We start from the raw sequence: 13,754 nt of genomic DNA on the forward strand, positions 1-13,754 counted from the left end.
ATTCTGTCAATTTATTTTATAAATTAGGGATTTAAATGCAGAATTATGAAGAGACTTTTAGCCTTAGATGTAATGAGGGGACTTACAATAGCCCTGATGATAACAGTTAATACTCCAGGTAGTTGGAAGTATATTTATCCTCCATTGCGACATGCATCTTGGCATGGCTGTACCCCGACAGATTTAGTTTTTCCTTTTTTCTTATTTATCGTAGGCACCGCCATGTGGTTTTCTTTTAAAAAGAATGAACCTAAACCCACTAAAGAAAAAGTGAAAAAGGTGGCAAAACGCGTAGCTATCATTTTTTTGATAGGGTTGTTGCTTAACCTATATCCCTATTTTAATTTCTCTGGAGTAAGAATAATGGGCGTATTGCAACGAATTGCTTTAGCGTATGGTGTCGCAGGGTTTTTAGTCTTGTATATGAGACCCAACACGCTAAAAATAGTTTCAGCTCTTATTTTATTGGCTTATTGGTTACTGCTCTACTATGGAGGGAATCCTCCTTACGGAGCCTCTACGAATATCGTAGGACAATTTGATAAGTTAGTATTAGGAGAAAATCATATTTGGAGAGGATTAGGTTTTCCATTCGAACCGGAAGGATTGCTATCAACTTTTCCTGCTGTAGTTACGGTTTTGCTCGGCTATTTTGCTGGTAGTGAAATAGCGAAGTCAGGGCAGATGATTGACGGAGTGAAAAGATTACTTTTCTGGGGCGTTTTATTCACTGCTTTTGGCTGGGTCTGGGGTTACGTATTCCCCATAAACAAATCACTTTGGACAAGTACCTATGTGCTTTACACAGGAGGATTAGCTACTATACTTTTGGCAGTTCTCTTATGGTTGATAGATGTAAGAGGCTATAAAAAATGGACAAAGCCTTTTGTTCACTTTGGTATGAATCCGCTATTTATCTTCGTATTGTCAGGATTGTATGTAAAAACAATTAGCTATCTAATAAAAATTGAAGATGGCGGTGAAACGATAAATGGATATACCTATCTCTATCAGAAGATATTTGTTCCATTAGCAGGCAATATGAATGGTTCTTTGCTCTTTGCCCTCACTCATATTGTTTTCTTCTGGATTATTGTTTACTTACTGTACCGAAAGCGAATTTTTATAAAAATATAATTACTTTACAGGGTAGTATTTAGCTTCTTTTCTGATGATATTTTCAAGAGGCAATTCGTATATCTTACCTCTATGATTATAGATTATCATATCTCGTTTAGTCGTAACGGCAGGTTTCTCAAATATTTTTTGAGTTCCTGTCTCAAAATCTGCACGTACAATAAGTTCCTCTTTTTTGATTTCTACAATAGGAGTCACTTGTAGGTTGTTGTAAACAACGGCAAGTATTTTAACATCACTAACATTCCCTGTCAGAGTAACTTCCAAATGTGTTCCTCTGCTTTTTGCTTCCACTGTACTCCAAGATTGTACAAAGGCATCTGCCACTTGAACAGGATGTTTCGCTTTATTGTTTGCACATGAGAAAGCGATTAGAATAAGAAAAAATAACGCAAATCTTTTAAAATAAATGATCATGGGGTCTGTTTTTTTTGTAATATTGCAAATATACATTTATATATTATTTAATTTAAAAAAGAATGAGAAGAATTTACCAATTAGCATTATTAATTTTTTCAATAGGAATGCTAACAGCATGTGGAGACGATGACAAACCGACCCCTAAACCTAATCCGCCAGTTGAAGAAAAAGAACCTATGCCAGATCCTATTTCAGAGTTTATTTGGAATGGTTTAGATGTTTATTATTTATGGGAAGCTGACGTAGATGCTTTGCAATTAAAAAGCGGAACTGAAGAATGGAAAAAATACCTTAACGGATATGGAAGTGAATATGAAGAGCTTTTTGAGTCCTTACTCTATATAAAACCTGATGCAAATGGTTCTGCAACTGTTGATAGATGGTCATGGTTTATCTATGATTGGGTTGAACAAGAAAATGCATTTGCTGGAATCAGCAAAAGCTTCGGTTATGAGTATCGCCTTAGCAAATATAGTGATAGTGACGGTGTATATGGTTATGTAACCTATGTGGTTCCAAATTCACCAGCAGCTGAAGCAGGCGTAAAGCGCGGAGATATCTTTGTTTCTGTAAATGAAACTGATTTAGATGTATCAAATTATAGAGACTTATTATATGGAAATGATTCTTACGATTTAGGTTTGGCAGATTTAGACGTAGAGAATAACATAATTATTCCAAATGACAATATAGTAACAATATCAGCAATTGAACTTACTGAGAACCCAATTTTATTAGCCAAAACGCTTGATATCAATGGAACTAAAGTTGGTTATATGGCATACAATAGCTTTACAGGGACTGATGAATTCAACTTGGCATTGAATGACAGTATTGGCAGATTGAAGAATGAAGGTGCAACCGAATTGGTTTTGGATTTACGTTATAATGGAGGAGGTTCTACTTACACGGCTTTGATATTAGCAAGTATGATTGATGGTAATCATGTAGGTGAGGTTTTCAATAAGCGTAAGTATAATGATATGCTACAGAATTACTATACTGACAAATACGGAGAAAGTTTTTTAGAAGAATATTTTACTGAGAAAATTGAGAATTGGGATGGCGAACAGCTTGCATCAATTAACTCCTTAGGATTGAGTAGAGTGTTTGTATTAACAAGTGACTGGACTGCATCTGCCAGTGAGCTGATTATTAATGGATTAAGACCCTATATGGATGTTGTTTTAATTGGAACCCAAACACATGGGAAATATACATTCTCCATTACAGTGAAAGATTTTTTAGATAATGGTGAAGTGAATCCAAAACATAAGTATGCAATGCAACCTATTGTTGGGAAATCGGCTAATGCCGAAGATAACACCGATTATGGAGATGGTTTTGCTCCTGATTATATTAGGGAGGAATGGGATTATTTAGGCAATATTAAGCCGTTGGGAGATCCGGAAGAAGCATTCTTAAAAGCTGCCTTAGATGTTATTGCAGGAAACAACCCTCCTGTAGAGGATAATATGGCTACAAGAAGTGGGGAACAATTAGAAACGATTTTTGACTCTAAAGAATTAAAACCTTTCGGTAGAAATATGTATGATGATAGAATAGATAGTAAGTTCAAAGACTTAACGAAATAAGAATCTAACTTATTGATTCTTTAAAGCCTCTTCCAATTTGAAGAGGCTTTTTTTTTACCTCAAATCCAAATCTTCTAGAAACTGCTCGAGACTGAGTTCATCTGGAATTAAAACTTGACGTGCTTTGCTACCTTCGAAAGGACCCACGATACCGGCAGCTTCCAACTGGTCAATGATGCGTCCTGCACGGTTGTAACCAATAGAGAAGCGTCGTTGGATTCCTGATGTAGAGCCTTGTTGCGTACTTACCACGAGTCTGGCGGCTTCCTCAAAAAGACTGTCGCGTTGCTGTAAATCTATAGTTCCCTCTATGTCATTACTACTGTCATCCTTATATTCAGGAAGTTCAAAAGCCATAGGATAGCCACGCTGTTCAGAGATAAAGTCAGTAATAGCTTCCACTTCAGGAGTATCCACAAATGCACATTGCAGACGCACCATTTGGCTACCTTGCGAGAAGAGCATATCACCTCGTCCAATAAGCTGATTAGCACCCGGTGAGTCTAATATTGTTCGGGAGTCAATCATTGATGCCACCTTGAATGCAATACGTGCTGGGAAGTTCGCTTTTATCACTCCGGTAATGATATTCGTAGATGGTCGTTGCGTAGCAATAATCATATGGATACCCACAGCACGTGCTTTTTGGGCGATACGTGCAATCGGCATTTCCACTTCTTTGCCTGCAGTCATAATGAGGTCTGCAAACTCATCTATAAGTACTACAATATAAGGTAAATATTTATGTCCATTTTCAGGATTTAGTTTACGTTTTATAAACTTCCCATTATATTCTATCAAATTACGCGCATGCGCTTTTTTCAGCAAATCATAGCGGTCGTCCATTTCTATACAAATGGATTGTAGGGTAGCGACCACTTTGCTAACATCCGTGATGATTGCTTCGTCTTCATCAGGAAGCTTGGCAAGAAAATGCTTTTCAATTTTCGAGTAGATGCTAAATTCCACCATTTTGGGATCCACCATTACGAACTTAAGTTGTGATGGATGCTTTTTGTAAAGGAGTGAGGTGATTATGGCATTCATCCCTACAGACTTTCCCTGTCCGGTAGCCCCGGCTACTAGCAAATGTGGCATTTTGGTCAAATCAAAAACAAAACTTTCATTAGAGATGGTACGTCCCATGACCACAGGAAGCTCATATTTTGATTCTTGGAATTTTTTTGAAAGAACCACGCCGTGCATCGAGACAATTTCTGGTGTTTTATTCGGCACTTCAATACCTATTGTCCCTTTTCCCGGTATGGGAGCGATAATACGAATTCCTAGAGCTGATAAACTCAAGGCGATATCATCTTCCAGGTTTTTAATTTTAGAAATACGTACACCAGGTGCTGGAACGATTTCATACAGCGTAATCGTAGGACCAATGGTCGCTTTTATCTTAGTAATCTCAATGCTGTAATGCTTTAGAGTCTCTACAATTCTATTTTTATTATCTTCAAGTTCTGCAGGTGTTACCTTAGCTTCATTTTCAGGATATTCTTTTAGTAAATCAATAGGTGGCTTCTTATATTTTGATAAGTCTAAGGTAGGGTCATAGTCTTCAGATGGAGCTTTTACCGTTTCATCTTTTTCACTGATTGTTACCTCCATAGCTTCTACATCAGTACTTACCTTTTCATTATCAGTATCCAATGTTTTTTGAATGATTTCAGGTTTCTCATATTTTGGTTCCTCAATAGGTTCTTCTGTATAAGTATTAGGAACTTCAATATTTTCGGTTTCGTCCTCAGTCGTTTCAACTTCAGTTTCGGCTTTTCCTTGCTTATCAAAAAATTGTTCTTTTTTGTTTTTGACAACTTGTGTGACTCCTTTTACCTTACCGAGTATATCTCTTACCGATAAAATTAGAATAGCTAAATAGCTAAAAATAATAAGAAGTAAGGTGCCAATCTCTCCGATAGCAGCATTAAGCCAATGAGAAATATAATAACCATGAAGTCCGCCGATAGCTAAATGTGAACTCTTATAATTATCGGCTAAAAAATATGAAAATGCAACGGAGCTCACGACAACTAGTGAAACAACAAGTAATGTACTTTTTAATAGAGAAAATGGCTTGATGTTAAGCAATGCAAGAGCATATAGAAATAATAAGTAAAGAAGACCAAACGAAGCAATTCCTAATCCTCTGTTAATGAATAGGTGGGAAAGATAAGCCCCCTCTTTGCCTCCAAGATTTGCTACTCTTATCTCTGGGTTTCTCATAAACTCACTACGACTAATGTCTAATTGGCTTTGATCAATGCCACCATAAAATAAAAAGGATAAAAATGAGACTAAAAGATAAATTGCTAGGAATAGCAAAAATAGCCCTAAAACATTTTTAAGATTTTTATTAATTGTAAATGTTTTTTTATTGCCTAAGTTGTTGTTATTTTGTGTTTTACGTCTTCTTCTCATGAATGTGCTATTTCCTACTACAAGACAACAAAGGTAATAGAAAAACAAAAAAATAGCTAACTTAATTTTCTATATAACTTTAAATCTTATTTTTGTAGCGAGTTTAAAAAATAAGTCAAAAATTAACGATATGAGTAGAAATAAACTAGCCGTAGTCGCTCTTGGAGGCAACGCTCTGTTGAGAGGAAACCAAAAAGGTACGAATGATGAACAGAACCAAAATACTCTTGAAACTTTAAACAACCTTGTTTATTTGGCTGAGGAAGGATATAATCTTATTATTTCTCATGGAAATGGACCACAGGTAGGCAACATCTTAATGCGTAATGATGCTGGTGATACCATGTACGATATACCACAAATGCCTTTAGATATCTGCGTAGCAGATTCTCAAGGAGGTATTGGTTATATGATTGAAAGAAATTTGCGTAATGTATTGCGAGAAAGAGGAATTAATCGTAACGTTATCACTGTTGTAACAGAAGTGGCAGTCCGTCCAGATGATCCTGCTTTTTCTGATCCGCAAAAACGAGTGGGGCGAATTTATGAGAAAAAGGAAGCTGATGAACTGAATGCAAAATTAGGATGGGAGTTCAAAGAAGAAGTAAAAAAGCCAGGTGGTTGGAGAAGAGTAGTGCCAAGTCCTGAGCCATTGGATATTTTGAATCACGAGTTAATAAAAGAATTAGCTGAAGCTGGAAATATCGTTATTGCAGTTGGGGGCGGAGGTGTACCTGTAGCTATTGACGAAAAAGGCAACGTAGAAGGTGTAGAAGCTGTCATTGATAAAGATAGAGCTTCCTCATTATTAGGACATAAAATAGGTGCTGATGAATTTTATATTTTGACAGATGTACCTTTTATCTATAAAGATTTCAATAAACCAACTCAAGAAAAATTAGAATTTCTAAGTTTGGAAGAGGCTAAAAAATATATTGCTGAGGGACAATTTAGTAAAGGAAGCATGGAGCCTAAAGTACAGGCATGTGTAAATTTTGTTGAGAATGGAGGAGAGAAAGCAATCATTACGGAGGCAACAAAGTTAGAAGACAAATCTTTTGGATCTAAAATATCACGATAATTTTAACATTTTAATACATTAAGAAAATGGCATTTAATCTTAGAAACAGAAACTTTTTAACACTTTTGGACTTTACTCCAAAAGAAATCAAGCACATGCTTGATACAGCGGCTGCATTGAAAAAAGCAAAGTACATTGGAACAGAGCAACCACGTTTGAGTGGGAAAAATATTGCTTTGATTTTTGAGAAATCGTCAACACGTACTCGTTGTGCATTTGAAACTGCAGCTTACGATCAAGGAGCTAGAGTTACTTACCTTGGACCTTCAGGGTCACATATTGGTCAGAAAGAGTCAATGAAAGATACTGCACGCGTACTTGGACGCATGTATGATGGTATAGAATACCGCGGTTTTGGACAAAGCATCGTAGAGGAGTTAGGTGAATATGCAGGTGTGCCAGTTTGGAATGGTTTGACTACCGAGTACCACCCAACACAAATTCTTGCTGATTTCTTGACCATGATGGAGCATACCGACAAACCTCTTTCTGAAGTTAAATTTGCATACTTAGGAGATGCTCAAAACAATATGGGTAATTCATTAATGATTGGTGCGGCTAAAATGGGTATGGACGTACGATTAGTTGGACCACAAGATTTGATGCCTACAAAAGACTTGGTGAATAAGTGCGAAGATATCGCTAAAGAAACTGGAGCAAAAATTACACTAACTAGTGATGTAAAAGAAGGTGTAAAAGATTGTGATTTTATTTATACTGACGTTTGGGTGTCAATGGGCGAGCCAGAAGATGTATGGAAAGAGCGTATTGAGTTGTTAAAACCTTACCAAGTGAACAAGAAAGTGATGGACGCTACAGGAAATAAAAACTGTAAATTTATGCACTGTCTTCCTGCTTTCCATAACGAGGAAACAGCAGTTGGTAAAGACGTATCAGAAAAATTCGGAATGCCTGAACTGGAAGTGACAGAAGAAGTTTTTGAATCTGAAAACTCTATAGTTTTTGATGAAGCAGAAAATCGCATGCATACAATCAAAGCTGTAATGGTATTAACTCTAGGGGCATAATAATCTATAACATACTAACTATAAATGTAGAGCTGTCTTTATTATGAAGATAGCTCTTTTTTTATTGAAAAATAATCTGAAATTTTATATAAGCTGTAAATTTATTTTTCCCTTGTCCAAGTTTCAACATTTTTCTATTTTGGCAACCTTAATTAGACTAAATAAAAATAATTAAAATGATGAAAAATTTTATTCTGACATGTATAATTTCAATAAGTATGATGGGTGTATTACTAGCTCAGGATTTAGAGCTAGATACAATGAGTACTTCCGAATTGGATGAGGTTGTTGTTGTTGCTTCACGCAAACCGACTAAGATTACAGAAATACCCGGAACTGTTTGAATAGTACCTAAAACGCAAATTAAGCAATTAGTATCGAGTGGGGTACCTATTAAAGAAATGTTAGGGCAGTTAGTCCCAAGTATGGATATCGGTTCACAAGGCAGAACCAATTTCGGGCAAAATATGAGAGGACGAGCTATGTTGGTAATGATAGATGGTGTCTCTCTTAACAGTTTGAGAGGAGTAAGTCGCCAACTAGATGCAATAGATCCTTTTCACATAGAACGTATTGAAGTGCTTTCAGGAGCAAGTTCTATTTATGGAGGTAATGCAACTGGAGGTATTATTAATATTATAACCAAAACACCAAATATTCAAGGCTGGAGTGGCGAAACGGCTTTGGGTTTACGGACCGGATTCAATGATGATGAAGATATTGATTACCGATTGGCTCAGTCATTATCTTATAAAAAAGATAAATTCAGCGGGAGAGTTGGGATATCCTATCAACAAAACGGAAGGTCTTTTGATGCCGATGGTGACCAAATTATCACCGATATTACCCAAACTGACTTACAGTATAATAGAATAATAGATGTAATGGGTAGTGCTTCATATAGAATAAACGATAAGCACAAAATTTCCTTTATAGCTCAATATTACAATTCTGAGTTTAATGGGGATAGGTCTTTATCTTTGGGTGAAAATTATGGAGCTATATTGACTGCAAATCCAAGCTTGCTCGAGATGAAAGACGGCTTTAATTCTGACCAAAGAATAGGAACCAAGAGATATATGGGAATTTTATCATACCGAGCTAATAGAATATTGGGTGGTCAAGATTTGCATGTTCAAGTTGCTACACGAGGCGAAGAGCTAGGTTTTTATCCATTTCCAAGTATTCTGGTATTTGACAAGAAACAAATACCTCTGACTTCTTCTTCTGAACAAAATACGTATTACACAGACGTAAAAGCTCTATTATCCAAAAATTGGGAAAAGCTGAATTTAACTTATGGAATTGATATGGATTTTGAGGATTTCGAAGCTTTTCGAAATATTTATAAAGTAGAAAAAGCTTTTCCATCAGGTGGATTAGATAATGAAACTTTCAAAACAACAGGCAGGTATCCATCTATTTTTTCACAAACATATGCTGGATACATTCAGGCAAAATACAAAATCACGCCAAAGCTTACTCTGAATGGAGGGGTGAGATATCAATTTATGGATGTTGAAATCGATGACTTTATAGGTAGTGTAGAGCAAGAGTTTTTAGCTTTGGTAATAGGTACTAGTGCTGATCCTGTACCTGGAGGCAGCAGTTCTTACAACGTTACTTTAGGGAATATAGGATTGTTATACAAGCCTACTTTGAATCAACAGCTTTGGGCTAGTTTTTCGCAAGGGGCTGAGTTGGCAGATCCTGCTAAACTTTACGGCAACGGAACCTATAGCTACAACCCATCTAATGGAAATTGGGATTTGCAAAACAGTGTTAACATCAATGATTCATCTTTAGAAGGTATCGTAACTAACCAGTTCGAGCTAGGTTATAGAATAAAACATCAAGGCTTTAAAGCCCAAATTGCTGGTTTCTATAGTTTTTCAGATAAAAATATTGGTTTGTTAAATGATGAAAAAGGAAATTTATTTATCCAAATCGAAGACATGAAATTACGTAATATGGGTGTGGAGTTGGAAGCCTCTTACCATTTTGATAACGGTTTATATATTGGAGCAAATGGACTCTTAATAAAATCAGAGATTAAAGAAGATGGAGATTGGAAGAAACAATCCATTTTCACAGCATCACCTTCAAAAGTGGTTGGTTATATTGGATATTCAATAGACAACTGGTCAGTGCGTTTTCAAAATCAACAAACTTTCGACCTCGAAGGTAATATGAACTATGAGATTGAGGGGTATAACATCTCCGATTTATCTTTAGCTTATAATACAAAATATGGAAAATTATCTTTAGGTGTACAGAACGTATTCAACACAGATTACAGAACCATCTGGAGTTACAGAGCAGATAAATTATACACCCAATCTATTCCTTTACCAGAACTTTTTACCTATAAAGGAAGGGGCAGAACATTTAATTTCTCATATGTTCTTAACTTTTAATGCCTAAGAAGTATTAAAACTAAGAAATTTTTGTGGTAGAACGCTAATGACTAAATGTCGTTAGCGTTCGTTTATTTAGAAGATATTTTTCTTTTTTCAGAATACTCTAAATATCTTTTGTACTGCTCACACTTGTCGTATCCTAGCATAATACCAAGCATAAAATCCTGTTCAGCACTGTATTGAGATAAAGAATCCTTATGAAATGATTCTATAATTTTGATGCAATTCGGGTCTCCGAGAAAGATATTGATTCTAACAGCAGAAACGACTTTTATGAGGTAGGAAACACCTCTTCTCTTTAAGATAGCTTCGGCTTTTTCTTGCTCTTCTCTATTCATGGTATGCAATGCAATAGAGCGGAGCCCTTTTTTATATTCGTAAATATGATGGGTTAAAATACGAATATCTGTAGAGTGAAAATTAGGAGTATTCTCGAACATCTTTATTTAGTCTAAATAAGAATACAAGTTTAAGTAAAAAAATGATATTTACAAAAAGATACTCCATATTTATTTTATGAATAGCGATGCAAAAAAAAACTATGGAGAAATTATTATATTTGTAAATTATAAGATACCGATATAGCCTATTAAAAATATAACTTATGATGAATTCTACATTAAAGCAAACTTTAGCTCAGGAGATAGAAGCCTGGAGACCGCGCACTAAAAAACTTGTAAAGGAATATGGCGATGTGGTTGTGGATGAGGTCACTATTTCCAAAGTAATCGGAGGTATGAGAGGATTGAAGAGTTTGGTTTCAGACATTTCTAATCTCGATCCTAATGAAGGTATTCGTTATAGAGGTTATAGTTTGCAAGAAGTTGTAGATGGTTTACCTAAGGCACCAAACTCTACAATGCCCTATGTTGAGGGGCTCTTTTACCTGTTGTTGACAGGAAAATTTCCTACAAAGGCAGAAGTGGAAAATGTTGTTGATGAATTTGCAAAACGCCGAGTTTTGCCACGTTATGTTTGCGAGATTTTAGATGCTTTCCCAGATTATACGCATCCTATGGTTATGTTTTCATCGGCAATCTTATCAATGAGTAAGGAGTCAGAATTCAACAGGAAGTATTTTAAGGGTAATTTGCATAAAAATGATTTTTGGGATCCTACCTATGAAGATGCGTTGAGCTTGTTAGCTAAGTTGCCTAACATAGCATCTTACATTTACAATAAATTATACCTCAAAGGTAAACCGCGTTTTTCTGATCCTAATTTGGATATGGGCGGTAACTTTGCCTTTCTGATGCATAAACAAAAGCCTTATGATGATGTTGCTCGTATGCACTTTATCGTACATAGTGATCATGAAAGCGGTAACGTAAGTGCACATACCGGTCACCTAGTCGCAAGTTCTCTTTCGGATGTTTATATGTCAACTTCGGCTATGCTTAACGGCTTGGCAGGTCCATTGCATGGGCTGGCAAGTCAAGAGGTGATGAAATGGTTGTTAGATGGTATCGATATCATCGGCAATGATGAGCCTTCCGAAGATGAGTGGCGTAAATTCGTTTGGGACAAGCTCAATACAGGACAAGTTATTCCTGGATATGGGCACGCAGTATTACGTAAAACAGATCCGCGTTACACTTTACAGAGAAACTTTAGCAAGGAGTTTATGTCTGATGATAGTATCTGGAAAAGTGTGGATAAACTCTATAGAATTGTGCCGGAGGTTTTAAAAGAACATGGTAAAGCAAAGAATCCGTGGCCAAATGTAGATGCACAGTCAGGAGTGATACAATGGCATTATGGAGTTAGAGAATTTGAATTTTATACTGTGCTGTTTGGTATTAGTCGTGCTATTGGTATTTGTGCGAATATCATTTGGGATAGAGCCTTGGGTTATCCGTTAGAGCGTCCGAAGTCTGTTACAACTGAGATGTTGGAAAAAATTGCAGGCATCAAATAGCAGACGTTTATAGTTGTAGCTTTTAAGAAGACGAGAAGTTACTAGATTACTTCTATTATTTTGTAGCGGGAAGGATTGTGCTATTGTGTAGGGAAGTCCCGCTTTCCGTTACTATCTTTTTGCTCTCGCACCAATAACAACTCACAAAAAGGATAACCACTGCAATCGGGGCTAATCTTTTAAACCTTGTTCGGACTTGGTTCGTAACTGTGTTGGTCAGCATTAGCGAAGTATCTCTTTATTCTTGTCAGTTCTAGCGATTTTATTAAAAAAAGAAAAATGTATCGAGGACTCATCACTGAAAATTTCAATACAAATTTGCTTCGCTAATTCACTTGATGTGAAAAGTATGTTCGCACTGTAGTATGCTAAGTAAGTCGCTCAGCATTTTCGGTGTACTAAAAGTTTTTGTTAATTTTTCTATGAGTTTAGGTAGTTTTTGTGAAGTCTTTTCTATTTTTAGCACTGAAAATTCCAAAATCTTAAACTTATTTCATGAAAAAGCTCACTATTTCTTTGCTATTTCTGTTGAGTCTTCATTTACTCTTTGGACAAAAGCAGGATACGATCCAGTTAGAGACAAAAGAAGAACCGCAAGGGATTAACATTGGAAACTTTGTTACCATGTCTGGTCATTGGTTCATTGCCTACCGTGATGGTTATAGCCAAACACACACAGATGAGGCACATCCCGGACTAGATGAACACGAAAGTGCCTTAGTGTTAAAGCGAAGTTATTTTACGCTAAAGAAAGATATCGATGATATTTTTTCTGTACGATATACACAAGATATTACCATTGATACTGAAGGTGATGATGCCGGTAATGTGGAAACTCGTATGAAATACCTGTACTTAAAAGTAAAACCACGCATTAAAAGTAAGATGCTAACAGGTACATGGCTGGAAGTAGGTATGGTGCATCGACCTTGGCTGGATTATGAGCAGAAGATCAATACCTACCGTGTTCAAGACAATATGGCGATAGAGCGTAATAAACTATTTAACTCAGCCGATTTTGGGGTTACCATAGGAGGTAATATCGGACCAAAGATGGACAAATCATTTTTAAGAGAAGTGAATGGAGCTATGAAAGGAAAATATTTCTCGTACTCGCTAGGTGTTTACAATGGCGGTGGTTATTCCGGAGCTGAGAAAAATACGAGCAAAGTTTTTGCGACTCGTCTGTCGGCACGTCCGTTTCCTAATAAAATTCCAGAATTGCAATTGAGTACGTATTTTAACTTAGGTAAAGGGAATACAGAGCATGAACCTGACTTCAACCAACTAATGGGATTTGTTGCATGGACTGGGCGTAATTTGACACTTACTGCGCAATACCATACAGGAGAAGGGGACTTTAAAGGTAAATATGTAATGCCCGATGATAAAGGAAAATCATTGAAAAACCACGGATATAGTTTCTTTGGTGAATATAAATTTGGTACTTCTCCGTGGGCAATTTGGGGACGTCATGATTATTTTTCGCTAGAAAGAGAGTTGAAAGACGATGTTACGCGTCGGTATATAGCCGGACTCAGCTATCGTATTAACAAAAACATTCGACTGATATTGAACACCGAGCAAACAGAAAAAGCAGGCGAAGATGATGATGTTTATGAGTTAAACTTGGAAATCGTATTCTAATAATAGCTTAATATAACTTTTTAAAAGGGGGCAGTTCGCTCCCTTTTGTTTTGAAAACACAAAATCGCTAAGTTTGTAACT

Annotated in this window: 11 protein-coding genes; 8 read left to right on the plus strand and 3 right to left on the minus strand. The window is 36.3% G+C overall.

The window, feature by feature from the left end; genetic code table 11:
* The first annotated feature begins 45 nt into the window (after positions 1-45).
* Positions 46-1,137: an acyltransferase family protein gene (locus C7377_RS03060; RefSeq protein WP_116495848.1), complete on the plus strand. Its 1,092-nt coding sequence runs from the start codon at positions 46-48 to the stop codon at positions 1,135-1,137.
* On the opposite strand, the gene C7377_RS03065 is transcribed toward C7377_RS03060, so the two are convergent.
* Complete coding sequence (locus C7377_RS03065; RefSeq protein ID WP_133241451.1) at positions 1,138-1,554, minus strand: hypothetical protein; 417 nt, start codon at positions 1,552-1,554, stop codon at positions 1,138-1,140.
* Positions 1,555-1,616: 62 nt separating this feature from the next.
* Between C7377_RS03065 and C7377_RS03070 the strand changes: the two genes are divergently transcribed.
* Positions 1,617-3,152 carry a S41 family peptidase gene (locus C7377_RS03070; RefSeq protein ID WP_116495850.1) on the plus strand — a complete coding sequence of 512 codons (1,536 nt, stop codon included), beginning with the start codon at positions 1,617-1,619 and terminating at the stop codon, positions 3,150-3,152.
* Between the two features lie 54 nt (positions 3,153-3,206).
* On the opposite strand, the gene C7377_RS03075 is transcribed toward C7377_RS03070, so the two are convergent.
* Positions 3,207-5,579: an FtsK/SpoIIIE family DNA translocase gene (locus C7377_RS03075; protein WP_116495851.1), complete on the minus strand. Its 2,373-nt coding sequence runs from the start codon at positions 5,577-5,579 to the stop codon at positions 3,207-3,209.
* Positions 5,580-5,709: 130 nt separating this feature from the next.
* Here C7377_RS03075 and arcC point away from each other — a divergent pair, with 130 nt between their 5' ends.
* The 4 genes from arcC (at position 5,710) to C7377_RS03090 (ending at position 10,105) form a co-directional block, all read left to right on the plus strand.
* Positions 5,710-6,660, plus strand: coding sequence for a carbamate kinase (arcC, locus tag C7377_RS03080; protein WP_116495852.1), 951 nt, complete (start codon positions 5,710-5,712; stop codon positions 6,658-6,660).
* A 26-nt stretch (positions 6,661-6,686) separates the two neighbouring features.
* Positions 6,687-7,688 carry an ornithine carbamoyltransferase gene (argF, locus tag C7377_RS03085; RefSeq protein ID WP_116495853.1) on the plus strand — a complete coding sequence of 334 codons (1,002 nt, stop codon included), beginning with the start codon at positions 6,687-6,689 and terminating at the stop codon, positions 7,686-7,688.
* Positions 7,689-7,906: 218 nt separating this feature from the next.
* On the plus strand, positions 7,907-8,032 hold the full coding sequence (locus C7377_RS09725; protein WP_262494776.1) for a hypothetical protein: 126 nt from the start codon (positions 7,907-7,909) through the stop codon (positions 8,030-8,032).
* Positions 8,033-8,080: 48 nt separating this feature from the next.
* Positions 8,081-10,105 carry a TonB-dependent receptor gene (locus tag C7377_RS03090; RefSeq protein WP_317045660.1) on the plus strand — a complete coding sequence of 675 codons (2,025 nt, stop codon included), beginning with the start codon at positions 8,081-8,083 and terminating at the stop codon, positions 10,103-10,105.
* 71 nt (positions 10,106-10,176) lie between these two features.
* Here C7377_RS03090 and C7377_RS03095 read toward each other — a convergent pair whose 3' ends face one another.
* Complete coding sequence (locus C7377_RS03095) at positions 10,177-10,548, minus strand: DUF2023 family protein (protein ID WP_116495854.1); 372 nt, start codon at positions 10,546-10,548, stop codon at positions 10,177-10,179.
* Positions 10,549-10,712: 164 nt separating this feature from the next.
* Between C7377_RS03095 and C7377_RS03100 the strand changes: the two genes are divergently transcribed.
* Together C7377_RS03100 and C7377_RS03105 are read left to right on the plus strand one after the other, a co-directional pair.
* Positions 10,713-12,026, plus strand: a complete 1,314-nt coding sequence (locus C7377_RS03100; RefSeq protein WP_116495855.1) for a citrate (Si)-synthase — start codon at positions 10,713-10,715, stop codon at positions 12,024-12,026.
* A 495-nt stretch (positions 12,027-12,521) separates the two neighbouring features.
* The gene (locus C7377_RS03105) at positions 12,522-13,673 is read left to right on the plus strand and encodes a hypothetical protein (RefSeq protein ID WP_116495856.1); all 1,152 of its coding nucleotides are present in this window, start codon (positions 12,522-12,524) and stop codon (positions 13,671-13,673) included.
* Positions 13,674-13,754 lie beyond the last annotated feature (81 nt).

The organism is Balneicella halophila, assembly GCF_003096835.1.
In the GTDB taxonomy this organism is placed as follows: domain Bacteria; phylum Bacteroidota; class Bacteroidia; order Bacteroidales; family Balneicellaceae; genus Balneicella; species Balneicella halophila.

Coding starts and splice junctions, on each gene's coding strand:
- C7377_RS03060 (WP_116495848.1), top strand. CDS start 46: ATGAAGAGACTTTTAGCCTTAGATGTAATGAGGGGACTTACAATAGCC.
- C7377_RS03065 (WP_133241451.1), bottom strand. CDS start 1,554: ATGATCATTTATTTTAAAAGATTTGCGTTATTTTTTCTTATTCTAATC.
- C7377_RS03070 (WP_116495850.1), top strand. CDS start 1,617: ATGAGAAGAATTTACCAATTAGCATTATTAATTTTTTCAATAGGAATG.
- C7377_RS03075 (WP_116495851.1), bottom strand. CDS start 5,579: ATGAGAAGAAGACGTAAAACACAAAATAACAACAACTTAGGCAATAAA.
- arcC (WP_116495852.1), top strand. CDS start 5,710: ATGAGTAGAAATAAACTAGCCGTAGTCGCTCTTGGAGGCAACGCTCTG.
- argF (WP_116495853.1), top strand. CDS start 6,687: ATGGCATTTAATCTTAGAAACAGAAACTTTTTAACACTTTTGGACTTT.
- C7377_RS09725 (WP_262494776.1), top strand. CDS start 7,907: ATGATGGGTGTATTACTAGCTCAGGATTTAGAGCTAGATACAATGAGT.
- C7377_RS03095 (WP_116495854.1), bottom strand. CDS start 10,548: ATGTTCGAGAATACTCCTAATTTTCACTCTACAGATATTCGTATTTTA.
- C7377_RS03100 (WP_116495855.1), top strand. CDS start 10,713: ATGATGAATTCTACATTAAAGCAAACTTTAGCTCAGGAGATAGAAGCC.
- C7377_RS03105 (WP_116495856.1), top strand. CDS start 12,522: ATGAAAAAGCTCACTATTTCTTTGCTATTTCTGTTGAGTCTTCATTTA.